The sequence below is a fragment of the Mycobacterium sp. TKK-01-0059 genome (assembly GCF_000709305.1).
Lineage (GTDB): Bacteria > Actinomycetota > Actinomycetes > Mycobacteriales > Mycobacteriaceae > Mycobacterium > Mycobacterium intracellulare.
The window spans coordinates 412,717-431,057 of sequence record NZ_KL446993.1; the positions used below are offsets into that span (position 1 = coordinate 412,717).

The 18,341-nt window shown below is 69.5% G+C and carries 15 protein-coding genes; 8 read left to right on the forward strand and 7 right to left on the reverse strand.

The features are described 5' to 3' along the window. Window positions 1-493: 493 nt before the first annotated feature. The 3 genes from K883_RS02140 to K883_RS02150 all read right to left on the reverse strand — a co-directional run bounded on the left by K883_RS02140 (window position 494) and on the right by K883_RS02150 (window position 4,286). On the reverse strand, window positions 494-1,486 hold the full coding sequence (locus K883_RS02140; RefSeq protein WP_020823278.1) for a sensor histidine kinase: 993 nt from the start codon (window positions 1,484-1,486) through the stop codon (window positions 494-496). Window positions 1,487-1,616: 130 nt separating this feature from the next. Further along, window positions 1,617-3,074, reverse strand: a complete 1,458-nt coding sequence (locus tag K883_RS02145) for a FadR/GntR family transcriptional regulator (RefSeq protein WP_020823279.1) — start codon at window positions 3,072-3,074, stop codon at window positions 1,617-1,619. A gap of 18 nt (window positions 3,075-3,092) precedes the next feature. Continuing rightward, window positions 3,093-4,286 carry a thiolase family protein gene (locus tag K883_RS02150; protein WP_036455244.1) on the reverse strand — a complete coding sequence of 398 codons (1,194 nt, stop codon included), beginning with the start codon at window positions 4,284-4,286 and terminating at the stop codon, window positions 3,093-3,095. A gap of 62 nt (window positions 4,287-4,348) precedes the next feature. Here K883_RS02150 and K883_RS02155 point away from each other — a divergent pair, with 62 nt between their 5' ends. Further along, window positions 4,349-4,684 carry a Zn-ribbon domain-containing OB-fold protein gene (locus tag K883_RS02155; protein WP_020823281.1) on the forward strand — a complete coding sequence of 112 codons (336 nt, stop codon included), beginning with the start codon at window positions 4,349-4,351 and terminating at the stop codon, window positions 4,682-4,684. A 9-nt stretch (window positions 4,685-4,693) separates the two neighbouring features. Here the strand turns inward: K883_RS02155 and K883_RS02160 are convergent, their stop codons facing one another. Together K883_RS02160 and K883_RS02165 are read right to left on the reverse strand one after the other, a co-directional pair. After that, the gene (locus tag K883_RS02160) at window positions 4,694-6,871 is read right to left on the reverse strand and encodes an acyl-CoA dehydrogenase (protein ID WP_036453602.1); all 2,178 of its coding nucleotides are present in this window, start codon (window positions 6,869-6,871) and stop codon (window positions 4,694-4,696) included. 128 nt (window positions 6,872-6,999) lie between these two features. Continuing rightward, window positions 7,000-7,767 (reverse strand): SDR family NAD(P)-dependent oxidoreductase, encoded by a 768-nt coding sequence (locus K883_RS02165; protein WP_008259206.1) that lies wholly within the window; start codon window positions 7,765-7,767, stop codon window positions 7,000-7,002. Between the two features lie 112 nt (window positions 7,768-7,879). Here K883_RS02165 and K883_RS02170 point away from each other — a divergent pair, with 112 nt between their 5' ends. From K883_RS02170 to K883_RS02180, 3 genes are all read left to right on the forward strand, one after another. Continuing rightward, complete coding sequence (locus K883_RS02170; RefSeq protein ID WP_036455245.1) at window positions 7,880-9,409, forward strand: ATP-dependent DNA ligase; 1,530 nt, start codon at window positions 7,880-7,882, stop codon at window positions 9,407-9,409. 82 nt (window positions 9,410-9,491) lie between these two features. Next, entirely contained in the window at window positions 9,492-11,018 is a 1,527-nt protein-coding gene (locus tag K883_RS02175) for an Hsp70 family protein (protein WP_036453604.1), read from the forward strand. Window positions 11,019-11,032: 14 nt separating this feature from the next. Further along, window positions 11,033-11,695: a nitroreductase family protein gene (locus K883_RS02180; protein WP_179945081.1), complete on the forward strand. Its 663-nt coding sequence runs from the start codon at window positions 11,033-11,035 to the stop codon at window positions 11,693-11,695. 3 nt (window positions 11,696-11,698) lie between these two features. Here K883_RS02180 and K883_RS02185 read toward each other — a convergent pair whose 3' ends face one another. After that, on the reverse strand, window positions 11,699-12,664 hold the full coding sequence (locus K883_RS02185; RefSeq protein WP_036453606.1) for an LLM class F420-dependent oxidoreductase: 966 nt from the start codon (window positions 12,662-12,664) through the stop codon (window positions 11,699-11,701). Between the two features lie 528 nt (window positions 12,665-13,192). Between K883_RS02185 and K883_RS02190 the strand changes: the two genes are divergently transcribed. From K883_RS02190 to K883_RS02205, 4 genes are read left to right on the forward strand one after another with little or no spacing between them, the layout of a single operon-like run. Then, window positions 13,193-14,401, forward strand: coding sequence for an acetyl-CoA C-acetyltransferase (locus K883_RS02190; protein WP_231504901.1), 1,209 nt, complete (start codon window positions 13,193-13,195; stop codon window positions 14,399-14,401). Beyond that, complete coding sequence (locus tag K883_RS02195) at window positions 14,398-15,180, forward strand: enoyl-CoA hydratase/isomerase family protein (protein ID WP_036453608.1); 783 nt, start codon at window positions 14,398-14,400, stop codon at window positions 15,178-15,180. The genes K883_RS02190 and K883_RS02195 overlap by 4 nt, the downstream gene beginning before the upstream one ends. Next, complete coding sequence (locus tag K883_RS02200) at window positions 15,177-16,322, forward strand: CaiB/BaiF CoA transferase family protein (RefSeq protein WP_020823289.1); 1,146 nt, start codon at window positions 15,177-15,179, stop codon at window positions 16,320-16,322. The genes K883_RS02195 and K883_RS02200 overlap by 4 nt, the downstream gene beginning before the upstream one ends. After that, window positions 16,323-17,618: an acyl-CoA dehydrogenase family protein gene (locus tag K883_RS02205; protein ID WP_020823290.1), complete on the forward strand. Its 1,296-nt coding sequence runs from the start codon at window positions 16,323-16,325 to the stop codon at window positions 17,616-17,618. It begins immediately after the preceding gene. Here K883_RS02205 and K883_RS02210 read toward each other — a convergent pair. After that, window positions 17,615-18,286 (reverse strand): MspA family porin, encoded by a 672-nt coding sequence (locus tag K883_RS02210; RefSeq protein WP_036453610.1) that lies wholly within the window; start codon window positions 18,284-18,286, stop codon window positions 17,615-17,617. The genes K883_RS02205 and K883_RS02210 overlap by 4 nt on opposite strands. Window positions 18,287-18,341 lie beyond the last annotated feature (55 nt).

Genomic DNA, 18,341 nt, shown 5'->3' on the forward strand with positions numbered 1-18,341 from the left:
CATTTCTCGTAGTCGAATCATTGGCGAGTGCGACGTATTAATGACATTTAGTGATGCCGCGCTAAGTCGATACATTCATGCCTAAAGGCGTCGCAAGCGCGAAGCGCCGGCCGATATCGCTGTGTCAATGACGTTGTGGCACCGGATGATTGGTATGGATACGTGCCCCAAGGCAGCTCGTCAAGGATAATGCGATGGGACTTTACGTGTGTTTAATTATCGTTATAACATCCACTTTGTAGCGGTTTGCACGCGCGGCCGATGCCTCCGGATGAAAGGTATTGTTATGAATCCAATCAGGACAAAGAAGACCATTAAAGCTGCCGTAGCAGCCATCGGATTTGCGGTCGTGCTTTTCGCACCGACCGGATGCTTGGCGACGACGGCCACCACCGCGCCCGCCGACAGCGGCTGTGGTCTCCTGGGACTTGGCTGCATCCTGTAACCGAATACCCCAGCGACCCGCCGGATCCCCTTGCCGGCGGGTCGCTTGCTACCCCGCCGGACTGGCCGCCGACTCGAAGCGCAGATACGCCTGAATCGTCGTACCGGTCCTGGTGGTGTGCGTGCGCACCAAATCCGAAATGGCGTTGACCAAGTACAGCCCGCGGCTGGCGGGGCCGCACGGACCCGGGTCGAGGCGGCCCACCAGCGGATCGTCGAACTGTCCGGTGTCGCGGGCCTCGCACACCAGATATCCGTCGTCTTTCCAGAAGGCCAACCGGCAGGCGCCCCCGGTGTACATCAGGCTATTGCTGGCCAACTCGGTGGCGACCAGCTGCAGATCCTCGATGCACTCCTGGGAAAGCCCCATCCACCCCGCATAGTCGACGGCGAACGAGCGGGCGGGCCGAAGGTCCGCGGACTTCCTCACCATGTAGGTGACGGCGCCGGGATTCGCGGCCAACGGCTGGTTGCAACGCTGCAGCACTTCGTTCGGCGCATAGTCCGGGCTGCGGTGTAGCGCACCGCTTTTCCACAACAACGGGTGCGTCGCTCGCGCATCCTCCAGGACTTGGTCGCCGATCGCGCTCGCGTCGTAGAGGCACAGGCTTGTTGCCGGGTATGCGTCCATCGCCGTGTTGACCAGCGCTTCGTGCTCGATGCAGGCGACGAACTCCTCCTCGGTGCGGCCCGGCCACGCGAGCTGGCTGACGATCCGCACCCGCCGATCCGGGTGCTCGTCGATGAACGCGCCCTCCATCGCCATGAACCGGCTCGGATTCCGGGCAGCGTCGGTGACGTCGGTCATATACACGTCGGCGGGCAGCGCCTGGCCGGCGTACAACTCGCCCTGCAGCAGGGCCAGGGTCTCGGGAGGCACGGCGAGCAGCACCGCCTCGCCTGATGCCAAACCGTCGCCCACGAAGCGGCCCACCAGGTCCAAAAACTCCTGCTGAGAGTGATAAATCAACGCGGAGTGGACGAAACCGTATTGTCTGGTTTCGGTATCCGCCGTCACTTCAGCGCTCTCGCTTTCGATCACTTGCGCCAACCCCCTGCTGGATCGGCTGTCGCCCATCCCCCCTTCCAGTACCCAAGACGGGCCTTCGCTATGCCGCGCAACAGATCACATTTGCGCGCACACCCGCGGCGGGCGACATCGGGTGGCGCGATCACAGCCACCAGGAGGCGGCGGCATCGAGGTGACGGCGGAGGCGATAGCGGGCGACGCTCTCGTCGGCGGCCTCCACCGCCTCGACAATCCGCAAGTGAGCGTGGTGCACGGCAAGCACATCCGACCAGGTGGGCAGCGCCTGCCCGGTGCTCGACCAATGCCGGCGGAACAACTCGACGATGATCCGGAGGAACAGGTCGAGCAGCGCGTTGCCGGCCAGCTGGGCCAACCCGACGTGAAAATTGAACTCCTCCGCGATCGCCCGCCGGACGTCGTCGGGCGTCGGCTGCGCGGCGTCCGGCAGCCGTGATCGATGCGCGGCGAGGAATGCCGCCACCTCGGGCTCGTCGAGCCGCTTGACGACCTTGGCGATGTTGTCGATCTCGATGGCGTCTCGGACGCACCGTAGGTCTTCGCGGCTCGGGTCGCGGTACTGCAGGTACAACGCGATCGTGTCGATGCTGGCCTGGGCCGCGGGTTCGGCGATGACGAGTCCGCCGCCGGGTCCGCGCCGCATGTGGGCGATCGAGTGGTATTCGAGCAGGCGCACCGCCTCGCGGAACACCGCGCGGCTCACCCGGTAGCGCTCCAGCAGGGCCGCCTCGGTGCCGAAGACCGACCCGACGTGCCAGCCGCTGGCGGCGATGTCGTCGCCGATGGTGACGGCCAGCATCTCGGCCAGCTTGCCGCGGGGCACCTCGGAATCGAGACGCCGCCGCCGCGTGCGCCCGCGGGCCCTCTCGCCGGGATGGTGCCGTTGCAGCCAGCCCGTCACCGCCTCGACGTGTCGCTCGGACAGCGTCTTGGCGCGCGCGGAATCACCGGCCGTGACGGCGGCGACGATCTTCCAGTGGTGGGCGTGCAGGTGTTCGACCGCCTCGATGGCCTCGGTCGCCGAGTCCGTTCGCGACGCCAGCGCGTAGCGCGTGGTGAGCCGCATCAGGACGTCGATAAACAGTTGCAGCACGGGATTTTTCGATTGCTCGGCCAGCGCGATGTGGAACTCGTCGCGCGGCGCCGGCAAGCCCGGCTTCCACTTTTCCTCGGCGTCTAACACCGCCCGCAGCCGCGCGATGCCGGCTTCGTCGATGCGCTCGGCGGCGAGCGAGGCCGCCAACGGCTCGAGCACCAGACGCGCGTTGAGCAGATCGCCCAGCGTCGTGCCCAGATATTCGAGATAGATGACGACGGCGCGGGTGGCGGGCCCGGCGTCGGGCTCGCAGATGTACAGCCCGCCGTTGGGGCCGCGCCGCATCCGTGCGACCTGGTGGTGCTCGACCAGGCGAACGGCCTCGCGCAGCACCGATCGGCTCACGCCGAAGCGTTGTTGCAGGGCGAGTTCGGATCCCAGCGATTCGCCGACGGCCCAGCCGCGGCGGACGATGTCCGCCTCGATGTCGCGGGCGAGGATCGACGCCAGTTTGTCCGCGTGGCCGGCCTTCGGGTCCTCACTCATCTGAACTCAATCACACGCTCAACAGGTGAGCAGCATGCACCCCGCGACGGGCCCACCGCCGACGGAAACGACGCCGACCTCCGGGCGGCGGGCGACCTGCCGCTCCCCCGCGTCGCCGCGTAGTTGCAGGCACCCCTCGTGCAACGCCCAGTAGCCGTGCATACGCCCCGCCGAGAGTTGGCCGCCGTAGGTGTTCAGCGGCAGCATGCCGTCGCGGGCGATCCGCGCGCCGCCTTCGACGAAGGGCCCGGCCTCGCCGTCCCCACACACACCGAGGGCTTCCAGCCACGCCAGCGTGAGATAGGTGAATCCGTCGTACAACTGGGCGATGTCGAGATCGGCGGGCCGCAGCTGCGTCCGCGACCACATCTGCGCCGTGGCGTCCGACATCGCCATCTTCGGGTAGTCGTCGCGGTGAAACCAGCCACCGGCGCCGTCGGATCCGCCGATCGCCTCCACCCGCACCGCGCGGTGCGGACAGTCGGCGGCGTACTCCGCGTGGGACACCACCACCGCGATCGAGCCGTCGATCGGGACATCGCAGTCCAGCAGTCCCAGCGGGGTGGAGACCGGCCGCGCCCCCAGGTAGTCGGCCATCGTCATCGGATCCCGGTACACCGCACGGGGATTCAGCGCCGCGTTGCGCCTGCCGTTGAGCGCTATCCACCCCAGCTGCTCTTTGGTGGTCCCGTACAGCTCCATGTGACGACGGCAGTTCAGCGCCAGCCAGTTGGCGGCCGAATAAGCCTGCGCCGCAACCAGATCGTTGACGTCGTCCATCGCCCCGACGGCGGGCTTCGGCTCGCCCTCGGGTGTCTCGAACATCCGCGCCAAGGGAGGGGCGGGAGCGTTCTCTTCCTGCTTGACCGGGACGGTGCCGCCGAGCATCTGGATGGTCCGGTACACCACGACGTGCCGGGCTCGGCGTTCGGCGACCGCGCGGCAGGCCGACATCACCGGCGACAGCAGGCCGCCGGTGCCGAACCCGGACCCGCAGTCCGCGGCGTCGATGCGCAGTTGCGCGTTGACGTCTTCGGCGGGTGTGTCGCCGAGCGTGGCGATCCCGTCGATGTCGGTCGCGGCCAATCCGGCGTCCTCGATGGCCCCGCGCACCGCCTCCATCGTCAGCTCCAGGCCTGGAATGCCGGTGCGACGGCCGATCCGCGAGATCCCGATGCCGGACAAGATCGCGTCTTTTTCGAAATGCGTCATGTACACCGCCCGTCAGACCACACCGTCGCCGCGTCGAATCAATTGAGTGTACTGTATTCGTCGTGTCAGACGGGGCGCTGCTCATCGAGTACTGCGACGGCTGTGCGCGCTGGGTGCATCCGGCGAGCGGCGAATGCCGCGAGTGCGGGGGCTCGCTGGTGGCGCGCGAGGTGTCGGGGCGCGGCACGGTGTTCACCTACACGGTCAACCACCACCCGTACAACCCGGAGATCCCCACCCCCTACGTCATCGCCATCGTCGAACTCGCCGAGCAGAGTGGCCTACGGGTGGCGGCCAATATCGTTGACTGCGAACCCGATTCGGTGACCTGCGGGATGCCGGTCACACTCCGCCCGGAGCGGGGCGCCGCCGGCGCGCCGCAGTTCGCGCCGGCGTGAGCCGCGGAATCAGTTGATCAGCGGGTCACGCGGCATGCCGAGGATCCGCTCGGCGATCTGATTGCGGGTCACCTCGGAGGTGCCGCCGGCGATCGCCATGCCGCGCGCTCCCATCATCAGCCGGCCGGCCAGGGCGCCGGCGCCGTCGAGCAGCGCGACCTCGGGACCCAGCAGCGCCGCCATGATCGCGGCGCCTTCCACCATGTGCTCGGCCAGCTTCAGCTTGGTCACGTTGCCCTCGGGGCCCGGGCCCGCGCCCTCGACGCTGCGTGCGGCGCGCCGCAGGTTCAGCAGGCGCAGTGCGGTCTCCCCGGCCAGGTAGTTCCCGACCCGAACGTGCCCACCCGCCAACCGATCCGGTCGTTCCCGGGTCAGCTGCACCAGTTGCGAGGCCAGGCCCTCGTAGAACGACCCGCTGCCCCCGATGCTGACCCGCTCGTTGCCGAGCGTGGCGCGGGCGACCGTCCAGCCGGAGTTGGGCTCCCCGACGACGTCCTCGTCGGGCACGAACAGGTCGTTGAAGAAGACCTCGTTGAAGTCCGAGCCGCCGGTGATCTGCCGCAGGGGCCGCACCTCGACCTCGGGCGCTTTCATGTCGACGATCACCGTGGTGATGCCGGCGTGCTTGGGGGCGTCGGGGTCGGTGCGCACGGTGGCCAGCCCCCGCGCGCAGTAGTGCGCCCCGCTGGTCCACACCTTCTGGCCATTGATCTTCCAGCCACCGTCGACGCGGGTGGCCCGCGTCTTGATGGACGCGGCGTCCGAGCCGGCGTCGGGTTCGGAGAAAAGCTGGCACCAGATCTCGTCCTTGCGCAGCGCCTTCTCCACGAATCGTTCGATCTGCCAAGGCGTTCCGTGCTGGATGAGGGTGAGGATCACCCAGCCGGTGATCCCGTAGTCGGGCCGCTTGATACCGGCCGCGCGGAACTCCTCCTCGATCACCAGCTGCTCGACAGCGTCGGCCGCGCGTCCCCACGGCTTGGGCCAGTGGGGCATCACGTAGCCGGTCTCGATCAGCTTGTCGCGCTGGGCGTCCTTGTCCAGGGCGGCGATCTCGGCGACGTCGGCGCGGACGCCGGCGCGGAGTTCTTCGGCCTCGGGCGGCAGGTCGAGGCTGTTTTCGCGGACGGCGCCGGCGGCGGTGCGCTCGAAGACGTCGGCGGCCGGGGCGTCACCACCGAACAGCGCCGTGGTCACCACGGCACGCCGCAGGTGCAGGTGCGCGTCGTGTTCCCAGGTGAAACCGATGCCGCCGTGCACCTGGATGTTGAGTTCGGCGTTGCGGACGTAGGCCGGGAACGCCAGCGCCGCGGCCGTCGCGGCGATCAGGCGGAATTGCGCCTCGTCCTCCGAGGCGTCCTCGCCCGCCGCGCGGGCGGCGTCCCAGACGGCGGCGATCCCGGACTCCGCGCCCACCAGCATGTTCGCGCAGTGATGCTTGACCGCTTGGAAGGTGGCGATGGTGCGCCCGAATTGCTGGCGCACCTTGGCGTAGTCGACGGCCGCCTCGACGCAGTCCGACGCCCCGCCGACCGCCTCGGCGGCCAGCAGGGTGCGGGCCCGGGCCAGTGCCGACTGCCGCGCCCCCGCCAGGATGTCGTCGTCGGACACCCGCACGTCCTGCAGGCGAACCCGGCCGGATCGCCGTGTCGGATCGAAGTTTTCCGGCACCTCGACCGAAACGCCGGCGCGGTCGCGCTCGAGCACGAGCACGTCGTCGCCGGCGGCGATCAGCAGCAGCTCGGCAAGGCCGGCGCCCAACACGATTCCGGCCTCGCCGTTCGCGACGCCGTTGGCGACCTGCACCTGGCCGTCCAGTCCGACGCCCGCGGTGACCGTTCCGTCGATCAGGCCGGGCAGCAGCCGCGACTTCTGTTCGGCCGCACCGTCTTTGGCGATCACCGCCGACGCGATCACCGTCGGCACGAACGGCCCCGGCGCCACCGCGCGGCCGAGCTCTTCGATCACCACCACCAGTTCGGGCAGCCCGAAGCCGGAGCCGCCGTACTCTTCGTCGACGTGCAGGCCGAGCCAGCCCAACTCGACCAGGTTCTGCCAGAATCCGGGCCGGGGTTCGTCGGTGGCATCGAGCAGCGATCGCGCCGCCCAGCGCGCCTTTTGCGCGGTCAGGAACCCGCGAGCCACCTCGGCGAGTTCACGATGGTCGTCGGTTAATGCGATTCCCATGAGGGGCCCTCCTCGCGCGCCGCATGCCAGCCGGGTGTGATTGCTGGGTGCCTGCCCCGCTTCGAGGGGAAGCGGGGCGGCTGGCTAAAGAGTGTACTTAATGCGGGGAGGGCCCCAACGGGCGGCGCCTACTTGGGCGCGAACCGCTGCCCGGCGTCCAGGCGCAGGCATTGGCCGTTGAGCATCGGGTTGTCCACGATGGCGGCCACCAGCTTGGCGTACTCCTCGGGACGGCCCAGCCGCTTGGGGAAGGCCGCGTCTTTGGTCAGGGCCGCCGCGAATTCGTCGGGAATGCCCTGGGTCAGGCCCGTCGCGAAGAGGCTCGGCGCGATCCCCAGCACCCTGATGCCCACCGAGCCCAGGTCACGTGCCATGGTCAGGCACATACCGGCGATGCCCGCCTTGGCGGCGGTGTAGGCGACCTGCCCGATCTGGCCCTCGAAGGCCGCGATCGACGCGGTGTTGATGATGACGCCGCGCTCGCCGGTGTCGGGGTCTTCGGGCTCGTTCTTAGCCATGTGCGCGGCGGCCAGCCGGCTGATGTTGAAGGTGGCGATGAGGTTGAGGTCGATCACCGACTGGAAGGATTCGAGGTCGTGCGGCCCGGACTTGGTCAGGGTCCGCTTGGCGATCCCGCCACCCGCGGTGGTGATCACGACGTGCAGCCCGCCGAGCTTGTCGACCGCGGCCTGCAGCGTCTCCTCGGTGCCGGTGAAGTCGGTGACGTCGACGGGATAGAAGGTACCGCCGATGCCTTCGGCCACCGTCTTACCGTCGGAGCCTTCGCGGTCGAGCACCGCGACGTCCGCGCCGCGATCGTGCAGCAGCTCGGCGCTGGCCCGACCCATCCCCGACGCGCCGCCGATGACGACGACCTTCTTTCCTTTGATCTCCATCCGGACCTCCCATTTGTTGCTTGTCAGAATCGAAGCAATCTGTAACGTTACGTAGGCACGCTAGCGTGTCCGCTCCGGACGCTTGTCACCGAGCCATGCCAAGCTGGCAACCGTGCTCCTCCTCGACGTGGCAACGGCGTCCACCGACGTCGGAAGCACGTCGTCGCGGCTGAGAAAAGTCGCCCACATCGCCGACCTACTGGCGCGGGCCGCACCCGATCCCGCCCTCGTCATGATCGTCGTGTCCTGGCTGTCCGGCGAGTTGCGGCAGCGCCAGATCGGGGTCGGCTGGGCGGCGTTGCGCTCGCGCCCGCCGCCGGCCTCCCGCGCCACGCTGACCGTGAGCGCCGTCGACGCCACCTTCTCCGAGATCGGCGCCGTGTCCGGCAAAGGCGCACAGGCGCGCCGCGCCGCGCTCCTTGCCACCCTGTTCGCCGCCGCCACCCAAGCCGAGCAGACGTTCCTGCTGCGACTGCTCGGCGGCGAACTGCGCCAGGGCGCGCTGGCCGGAATCATGGCCGACGCGGTGGCCAAGGCCGCCGGGATCCCGGCGGCCGCGGTGCAGCGGGCCGCGATGCTGGGCGGGGACCTGCCCGCGGTCGCGGCGGCGGCCCTGTCCGGCGAACCCGCCGCCCTGCAGGCCTTCACCCTGCGGGTCGGCCGCCCGGTCGGCCCGATGCTGGCGCAGACGGCGCCCAGTGTGGCCGACGCGATCGAACGCCACGGCGGGCGGGCGATTTTCGAGGCCAAGCTGGACGGGGCGCGAGTGCAGATCCACCGCTCCGGCGACCAGGTCACCGTCTACACCCGAAGCCTCGACGATGTCACCGCGCGGGTGCCCGAGGTGGTGGAGTCGACGCTGGCGCTGCCGGTGAACGACCTGATCGCCGACGGCGAGGCGATCGCGCTGCGGCCCGACAACCGGCCGCAGCGCTTCCAGGTCACCGCCTCCCGGTTCGGCCGCTCGGTCGATGTCGCCGCGGCCCTTGCCGCGCAACCACTTTCGGTGTTCTTCTTCGACATCCTGCACCGCGACGGCGTCGACCTGCTCGACGCGCCGACCACCGACCGGCTGGCCGCCCTGGACGCGTTGGTGCCGCCCGCGCTGCGGGTCGATCGGCTGCTCACCTCCGACCCCGCGGAGGCCGGCGCCTTCCTGGACGCGACGCTGGCCGCCGGCCACGAGGGTGTGATGGCCAAGGCGCCGGACGCGCCGTATCAGGCCGGCCGCCGCGGGGCGGGCTGGCTGAAGGTCAAGCCGGTGCACACCCTGGACCTGGTGGTGCTGGCCGTGGAATGGGGGTCGGGGCGCCGCCGCGGCAAGCTTTCCAACATCCATCTGGGCGCCCGCGACCCGGACAGCGGCGAATTCGTCATGGTGGGAAAGACTTTCAAGGGCATGACCGACGCGATGCTGGACTGGCAGACCGCCCGGTTCACCGACCTGGCGATCGGCGGGACGGACGGCTACGTCGTGCACGTAAGACCCGAGCAGGTGGTCGAGGTGGCCCTGGACGGCGTGCAGAAATCGTCGCGCTACCCCGGCGGGCTGGCGCTGCGGTTCGCCCGCGTGGTGCGGTATCGCGACGACAAGGGCCCCGCCGAGGCCGACACCATCGACGCCGTGCGCGCGCTGTACTAGGCGAGGCCTTTCTTACAGGCGACCGGACGCGCCGAACGAAAAGGTTGTGCCCAAGCCCGAGGCGCGGTCCTAAACTTGCGCGATGAGAGTCGGCATCGACTTTGGCACCACCCACACCGTCGTCGCGGCCGTTGATCGAGGCAACTATCCCGTTGTCTCCTTCGACGGCGTCGACGCGTGGCCGTCGATTATCGCCGCCAATGCCGCCGGCGAGTTGCGCTTCGGCGCCGACGCCGCGGCCGTCCGGCACGATCCGGGGTGGTCGGTGCTGCGCTCGTTCAAGCGTCTGCTCAACGACGCCGGCCCGCAGACCCAGGTCAACCTGGCCGGGCGTGACTACCGCCTGGCCGATCTGCTCACCGGGTTCCTGGCGCAACTCAAAACCGACCTGCAGCGTCACTCCAACGCCGACCTGGCCTCCGACGAACCGATCGAAGCCGCGATCAGCGTGCCGGCCAACGCCTCGAGCGCCCAGCGCCTCCTCACGCTGGATGCCTACGTGGCCGCTGGATTCCGGGTCGTCGCCCTGCTCAACGAGCCGTCGGCGGCCAGCCTGGAATACGCCCACCGGTACCGCTCCACCATCACCGCCAAACGCGAACACGTCCTCATCTACGACCTGGGCGGCGGCACGTTCGACGCCTCGCTGCTGAAGATGACCGGGCACGCGAACGAGGTCGTCGTCAGCGAGGGCATCCAGCGGCTGGGCGGTGACGACTTCGACGAGGCGATCGTCGAGCTGGTGCTGGCCGGCGCCGGCGTGCCCGGCGTCGACGCCGCCACGCGCGACCTGCTCGCCGAGGAATGCGCCACCCGCAAGGAGGCGGTCGGGCCGCAGACGCGACGCTTCCTGGTGGACCTCTCCCCCGTCGATCGTCCCCCGTTCTCCTGCCCCATCGACGACGTCTACGCGGTGTGTGCGCCGCTGGTCGACCGCACGATGGAGCTGCTCGACCGGGTCCTGCGCGACCCGGCGCGCGGCCGCAAGGACGTGGACCTCTCGGAGGTGGCGGGCATCTACGTCGTCGGCGGCGCGGGCGGTTTCCCGCTGGTGTCCCGGATGCTGCGCAGCACCTTCGGCGACAAGCGGGTCAAGCGCTCGCCGCACCCCTTCGCCGCCACGGCCATCGGCCTTGCCGTCTTCCTCGACAAGGAATCGGGTTTCGCGCTGTCCGAACGCTTTTCGAGAAACTTCGGCGTCTTCCGGGAGGCGGAGGCCGGCGCCGGGGTCGTGTTCGACCCGATCGTGTGCAAGGACGTCTCGCTTCCCGACGACGGCCGATCCCCGCTGGTGGTGAAGCGCAGATATCGGGCGGCGCACAACATCGGGCACTTCCGGTTCGTGGAGTGCAGCCGCCTGGTCAACGGGCGGCCGGACGGCGACGTCACGCCGTACGACCCGGTGCTGTTTCCGTTCGACCCTGCCCTGCGCGACCGGGACGACCTCGGGCGTCAGCCGGTCGGCCGCTGGGCGGAGGGGCGGGACGGCCCCGATGTCGAGGAGCGCTACGTCATCGCTCCCAGCGGGGCGGTGGAAGTGACCCTGACGACGCACCCGGCCGGGTTTGAGCGCACCTTCCGCCTGGAGCGGTGCGCGTCGGCGAGTTGATGAGCCGCCCCGGCATGCAGCTCTACGACGTGATGCGAACGGCGTTCGCCGCAAGGGAATTCACCGACGATCCGCTGCCCGACGAGGCGCTGGGGCGCATCTTCGACAACGCCCGCTTCGCGCCCAGCGGCGGCAACCGGCAGGGCGCCCACGTCACCGTGGTGCGCGACGCGGCGGTGCGGCGCAGGCTGGCCGAACTCGGGATACCCGCCGCGCGCCGGTACTTCGCGCAGCTGCAGGCGGGTGAAAACCCCTGGAATTCAATCCATCCCAGCGCGGTGCCGCAGAAGGCCATCGAGGAGACGGAGATCCCCGACACGTTCGTCGCGCCGATCGCGAAAGCGCCTGTGGTTCTGGTGGTTTCGGTGGATCTGTCCGTCGTCGCCGCCCTCGATCAACATCTGGACCGCGTCGGCATCGCCGGCGGGGCGTCGGTCTATCCGCTGATTTGGAACATCCTGCTCGCCGCGCGCAGCGAGGGCTACGGCGGCACCATCACGACGATGGCCATCGCCGCCGAAGGTGACGTCCGCGGGCTGCTGGGCATCCCCGATCGGCACGCGGTCGCCGCGGTGGTGCCGCTCGGCAAACCGGTGCGGCAGCTGAGCAAACTGCGCCGTCGGCCGGTCGCGGAGTTCATTACCCGGGATCGGTTCGACGGCCCGCCGTTCGGCTGAGGTTCAGCGGGTTTCGCCGCGCAACTCGGGCAACACGGCTTGGCGCCACGCCGCGAAGAAACCGTCCATGTCGGGACCGATCTGCTGAACGTAGATCTCGTCGATGTCGGCGTCGATGTACTGGCGCACCTGCGCGATGTGCTTCTCGGGGTCCGAGCCGCAGGCGACGCTCTCGGCGACCGTCTCCGGTGGCACCAGCGACATGAGTGCGGCGAAATCCTTGGGCCGCGGCAGGATCTGGGAGGTCTGGCCGGGCAACTCCTCATTGGCCCACAACCGATGCGCCGTCTTGAGCGCGGCCTCGGCGTCTCGATCCCAGCAGACCTTGGTCCCCGCCTGTACCGGTTTGTCGCCGCCGCCGGCCTCGCGGAATTGCTTGACCAGATCGGCGTCGGGCATGGCGATGCTGTACCCGTCGCCGATGCGGGCGGCCAGCTCCACGGCCTGGGGACCGAACGCGGACACGTAGATCGGCACCGGCTGCTCCGGCCGCGTGTAGACCCGCGCTTCCTGCACCTCGTAGTGCTTTCCGTGGTGGCTCACCTCGCCACCCTGGTGCAGCTTGCGGATGACCTCGACCGCCTCCTCCAGCATTTCGAGGCGCACACCGACGGACGGCCATGGGTCGCCCAGAATGTGCTCGTTGAGGGCCTCGCCGCTGCCCACCCCCAGCACGAAGCGCCCGTCGAGTTGCACCGCCGCTGTCGCCGACGCCTGCGCGATGACCGCCGGATGGATCCGGATGGTCGGGCAGGTCACCGCGGTGCTGACGGGCAGCGACGTCGCCTCCGAGAGGGCACCGATCACTCCCCACACGAACGGGCTTTGGCCCTGCTCGTCGTTCCAGGGGTGGTAGTGGTCGGAGATCCACAGCGCGTCGAAGCCGGCGTCCTCGGCGCGCTTGGCCTGGTCGATGAGCTCCTTGGGGCCGAATTGCTCGCAGGTGAGAAAGTATCCGATCTTGGTCATGGCGCCCGGCTACCCGCTCAGCGCCTGGTTATGCGCGGCCGATGGGGGTGGCGTGAACGGGGCTGCGGCGCAGCGTGTTTGCGCCCAATCGCGCGGCACGCAACATCGGCCCCATTGGTCGCGTCCCGGAAGGGCAGTGGCGAATGCCCACCTCCCAGCGACAACGGCACCTCGCCGGGCTCCCGCACGACGGCACCGCGCCGGGGCCCCCGCACGACGGCACCGCGCCGGGGCCCCCGCACGACGGCACCGCGCCGGGCCCCCGCACGACGTTGTCGCTAGGAGGCGGGCAAACAGCTTGCGCCCCCGGCCGGGGGCCGGTGTGGCAGATGTGACTGGGGCCCCCTCAGCGGCCCACCGGCGCCACACGCGGCGCTGGCCCCCGCACGCACCGCCCGCACGGCCCCGCGTCCCGCGAGAATCGCTTCGCCAATTCGGAGAAGGTGGTTCTCCGCGGCCGAGAGACGATTTACGATCGCTGGTGACCTGAGCCCACCACGACGATCGGAGTCCGCCATCGACGCCTGGATTCTCGACGCGGTACGCACGCCGCGCGGGCGAGGCCGCCCCGACGGCGGACTGCACGCGGTGCACCCGCAGGGCCTGCTCGCGCGCTGCCTCACCGCGCTGGCCGAGCGGACCGACTTCGATCCGGTCGACGTCGATGACGTGATCGCCGGCAACGGCATCCTCAGCGGGGACCACGGCGACGACATCGCCCGAATGTCCGTTCTGTTGGCGGGCTGGCCGGAGACCGTGCCGGGGATGACGTTGAGCCGGTTCTGCGGCTCGGGCCAGCAGGCCGTCACCGTTGCGGCGGCGGGCATCGCCGCCGGCAGTGAGGATTTGGTGATCGCCGGCGGCGTCGAGTCGATGTCGCGGTGGGGGGTAACGGCCGGGGTCCCGACGATCGACGGCAACAACCCCGATCTTCGAACGGTGTACCCGACTGTGCCACAAGGCATTTCGGCCGATCTGATCGCGACCCTGGAGGGATTCGGCCGCGAGGTCGTCGACGCCTACGCCGCGCAGAGCCAGAGCCGCGCCGCCGTGGCCATCGAGGAGCGGCGCTTCGATCGTTCCCTGGTCGACGTGGCCACACCGGAGGGCCGCGTGGAATGCGACGAGCATCCGCGCCCGGGCACCACCGCCGAGACGCTGTCACGCCTCAAACCGGCGTTCGAGGCGATGGGGGCCGCCCGCGCCGACGGCGACCAACGCACGTTCGACGAGATTTGCCTCGAGCGCTATCCCGGCGTCGACCGCATCGATCACGTGCACCACGCGGGCAATTCGTCCGGCGTGGTCGACGGCGCCGCCGCCGTGCTACTCGCCTCCTCCAACTGGATGCACACCCACCGCGTGACCCCGCGGGCGCAGATCCGGGCGACCGCGGCCATCGGCAGCGAACCGATCATCATGCTCACCGCGCCCGGCCCCGCGGCGCAGCGGTGCCTGGAACGCGCCGGCATGACGGTGGCCGACATCGATCTGTGGGAGATCAACGAGGCCTTCGCCGCGGTCCCGCTCAAGACGATGCGCGATCTCGACATCGATCCCGACGTGGTCAACGTCAACGGCGGCGCGATCGCGCTCGGGCACCCGATCGGCGCCACCGGCGCCATGCTGATCGGCACCGTTCTCGACGAACTCGAACGTCGCGACCTGACAACGGGACTGGTGACCATGTGCACGGGCGGCGGGATGGGCACGGCGACGATCATCGAGCGGGTGTGAGGGTGCCGACCACGCTGGAGCTCGACCGGCCCGGTGAGGGTGTCGCCGTCCTGCGTCTGAATCGCCCGCAGCGGCTCAACGCCATCAACGAGGCGATGCAAACCGAATTGCGCGACCTGCTCGGCGATTTGGCCGTCGACGCCACGGTGCGCGCCGTGGTGCTGACCGGCGCCGGACGCGGGTTTTGCGCGGGCATCGACGTGCGCGACTTCGGGCCGTCGATGCTCGAGGCCAGCGCGCCGGCGCTGGAGCGGATGCGCTTCCAGGAGAGGATGGCCGCCCTCGCCGAAGCGGTGCGCGCCCTGCCGCAGCCCGTCATCGCCGCCGTCAACGGCCCCTGTGTCGGCGCGGGCCTCGCGCTGTGCCTGGCCGCGGACATCCGAATCTGCTCGGCCGCCGCCACTTTCGGCAACGCCGCCATCCTGCTGGGGCTCTCGGGCGCCGAGATGGGCATGAGCTATCACCTGCCGCGCATCGTCGGCACCAGCGTGGCCGCCGATTGGATGCTCACCGGCCGCACGGTGTCGGCGACCGAAGCCGATCGGCGCGGGCTGGTCAGCGAAGTCGTCGCGGCGGATGGGTTGGCCGGCCGCGCGGTGGAGTTGGCCACGTTGATCGCGGGGCATGCCCCGCTCGGAGCGCAACTGACCAAGCGCGCCCTGCAGGTCAACACCGACGCCGCGAGCTTCGAGTCGGCGCTGGAACTGGAGAACCGCAACCAGGTGATCACGCACGCGACGGACGAGGCGGCGCAGCGCCGCAAGAAGTGGTCTTCATGACCGGACCCCTGCGCGGCGTCCGCATCGTCATGATGGGCGGGCTGGGGCCCGCGCCGTTTTGCGGAATGTTGTTGGGCGACTTGGGCGCCGACATCGTCCGCATCGACGCCGTCGCGGGGGTCGACGGGCCGTTGCCGATCGACTACACGGTCCGGCGCGGCCAGCGGTCGCTGGCCGCCGACGTCAAGGATCCCCGTGGGCGGGACCTGGTGCACCGGCTGGCCGCCGGCGCCGACGCCTTCGTCGACGTGTACCGCCCGGGGGTGGCCGAGCGCCTGGGCATCGGGCCGGACGCGCTGACCGGACGCAACCCGCGCCTGGTCTACGCCCGCATGACCGGGTACGGGCAGGACGGGCCGTTGGCCGGTCACGCCGGTCACGACATCAACTACCTGGCCCTCGCGGGCGCGTTGCACGCCATCGGCACCGCCGAATCACCGGTGCCGCCGCTGAATCTGATCGGCGACTACGGCGGCGGCGGAATGCTTTTGGCGGTCGGCCTGCTCAGCGCGATCCTCGAGGCGCGCGAGTCCGGGGTGGGTCAAGTGCTCGACGTCGCGATGGTCGACGGCGTGGCGACGCTTTTGGCGCCCTACTTCGGGATGCTGCCGGCCGGCACCTGGCGCGACGAACGGGAAGCCAATCTGCTCGACGGCGGCGCGCACTTCTACGGCGTCTACGCCACGGCCGACGGTGGTCACATCGCCGTCGGTGCCATGGAGTCGAAGTTCTACGCCGAACTGTGCGATCGCCTCGGCGTCACCGTGCCCCAGGACGACGACGCGCCGGCCGCGTGGGCCGCGCACCGCGCCGCCCTGGCCGCCCGTTTCGCCGAGAAGCCCCGCGATGAATGGGAACGCATCCTCGACACGCCGGGATGCTGTGCCACACCGGTGCTTTCGCTGACTGAGGCGCCGCGCCATCCGCACCACGTCGCGCGGCAGACGTTCGTCGAACTCGACGGCATCACCCAGCCCGCCCCGGCGCCGCGCTTCTCCCGCACGCGACCGGCTACGCCGTCGGCCCCCGCGCTGCCGGGCGACCACACGCAAGCGCTGCTGCGCGAGGCGGGATTGGACGCGCAAACCATCGCCGAACTCGTCGACTCCGGCGTGGTGGCACAGAGCAAGAGGAGACGCTGAATGTCGTGGGACTTTTCCACCGACCCGGAATGGGCCGAGCAACTGGAATGGGTCGAAGGCTTCGTCCGCGAGGAATGTGAGCCGATCGACCTGATCGTCAAGGAGTCTCACGACCTGGGCGATCCGGTGCGCCAGGCGCTGATCCCGCCGCTGCAGGAGATCGTCAAGGAGCGCGGGCTGTGGGCCACGCACCTCGGCCCGCACCTGGGCGGCCCGGGCTACGGGCAGGTGAAGCTGGCGCTGCTCAACGAAATTCTCGGTCGCTCGGAGTGCGCTCCGATCGTCTTCGGCTCACAGGCGCCCGACTCCGGCAACAGCGAGATCCTGGCGCACTACGGCACACCCGAGCTCAAGGCGCGCTACCTCGAGCCGCTGCTGGACAACCGCATCATCTCCTGTTTCTCGATGACCGAGCCGCAGGGCGGCGCCGACCCGAAGGTGTTTCGCACCACCGCGGTGCAAGACGGCGATCACTGGGTCATCAACGGGGAGAAGTGGTTCTCGTCGTTCGCCTCCATGGCGTCCTTCATCATCGTGATGGCGATGACCGACCCCGAGGCGCCGCCGTACGAGCGCTACTCGATGTTCGTCGTTCCCGGTGACGCCCCCGGCATCAACGTGCTGCGCGACGTGGGACTGGGCTACCAGCCCACAGGCGGCGGGCGCGAGGGCTATGTCCGCTACGAAAACGTCCGCGTGCCGGCCGATCACATGCTGGGGCCGCGCGGCGGGGCGTTCGTCGTCGCGCAGACCCGGCTGGGCGGTGGGCGCATTCACCACGCGATGCGCACGGTGGGGCTGGTCCGCCGGATCTTCGACATGATCTGCGAGCGGGCGGCATCGCGCTACACCCAGGGCGAGGTCCTGGCCAACAAACAACTCGTGCAGCAGATGGTCGCCGACTCATGGATGGAGATCGAGGCCTTCCGGCTGCTGACCCTGCAAACCGCTTGGAAGATCGACCAATTCAACGACTACCACGCCGTGCGGGCCGACATCTCGGCGGTCAAGGCGATGATGCAAAAGGTACTGCACGACGTCTCCTCGCGGGCGCTTCAGCTGCACGGGTCGCTGGGCACCACCCACGAGATGCCCTTCGTGCAGTACCTGGTGGAGTCGTTCGTGCTCGGGCTGGCCGACGGCCCGACGGAGGTGCACAAGGTGACGCTGGCGCGGCTGTTGCTGAAAGACCGCGAGCCCGCACCCGACCTGTTTCCCTCCGAGCATTTGCTGCGGCTGCGCGCGGCGGCGGAGGCGAAGTTCGCCGACAAGCTGGCGGGCATCCCCCGCGGCTAAACCGCTTTCGTGACGCCCACGTAAGACAGCACCACGTCGGAGAGGTCGGTCTGGCGGGTCAGCACCGCATAGGAGCGGATGAACGACTGGCCCACGCAGCCGTCGATCTTGACGTGGAAGTTGCTGATCATCACCCAGGGATTCGCGCCCTTGAACTGCTTCTTGATCACCGGCACCACGATCACCAGGCCCGGCTTGAGTCCCACGCTCATCACGCCGTTGATGGGTGCCGACACGAACGGCAGCAGGGGCGGCAGCGTGCCGGTGGCGTCGAACGTCGGGCTGACACCGGGGATGATCCCGGCGCCGCCCTCCATGATCACACCGTTGGAGGTGCTCATGTCGATCCCACAGCCGATCTGGTAGCCGACTTCCAGGACGCCGTGGGCCTCTTCGGGTCCGCGGAGCGAGCCGACGAATACGCCGCTGGACATGTATTCGCGCGACGAGATCGCGGTGGTCAGCGGCGCTACCGGAACCTGCATCTCGTCCTTGGCGCCCAATCCCAGCGTCCAGCCGTCGGGGGTGTTCAGGATCGCGGGGGGATTCGAGGGCACCGCCGCGCCGGCCGGTGGCGCCGCATCGGGCGGGGCGGGACCGAGCTGGGGTTCGGAGTCGGCCGAGGGCGCCGCGATCACCGACATGGCGAGGCACGCGGCGATAGCCATGGCACGACGGACGACGATGGCTACCGGCCTCACGGGCGAAACCGTACGCAGGGTC

Bases quoted from the DNA above. Each gene is read 5' to 3' on its own strand.
- K883_RS02145 (WP_020823279.1), bottom strand. From the start codon at position 3,074: ATGAGTGAGGACCCGAAGGCCGGCCACGCGGACAAACTGGCGTCGATC.
- K883_RS02150 (WP_036455244.1), bottom strand. From the start codon at position 4,286: ATGACGCATTTCGAAAAAGACGCGATCTTGTCCGGCATCGGGATCTCG.
- K883_RS02160 (WP_036453602.1), bottom strand. From the start codon at position 6,871: ATGGGAATCGCATTAACCGACGACCATCGTGAACTCGCCGAGGTGGCT.
- K883_RS02165 (WP_008259206.1), bottom strand. From the start codon at position 7,767: ATGGAGATCAAAGGAAAGAAGGTCGTCGTCATCGGCGGCGCGTCGGGG.
- K883_RS02175 (WP_036453604.1), top strand. From the start codon at position 9,492: ATGAGAGTCGGCATCGACTTTGGCACCACCCACACCGTCGTCGCGGCC.
- K883_RS02180 (WP_179945081.1), top strand. From the start codon at position 11,033: ATGCAGCTCTACGACGTGATGCGAACGGCGTTCGCCGCAAGGGAATTC.
- K883_RS02185 (WP_036453606.1), bottom strand. From the start codon at position 12,664: ATGACCAAGATCGGATACTTTCTCACCTGCGAGCAATTCGGCCCCAAG.
- K883_RS02200 (WP_020823289.1), top strand. From the start codon at position 15,177: ATGACCGGACCCCTGCGCGGCGTCCGCATCGTCATGATGGGCGGGCTG.
- K883_RS02205 (WP_020823290.1), top strand. From the start codon at position 16,323: ATGTCGTGGGACTTTTCCACCGACCCGGAATGGGCCGAGCAACTGGAA.
- K883_RS02210 (WP_036453610.1), bottom strand. From the start codon at position 18,286: ATGGCTATCGCCGCGTGCCTCGCCATGTCGGTGATCGCGGCGCCCTCG.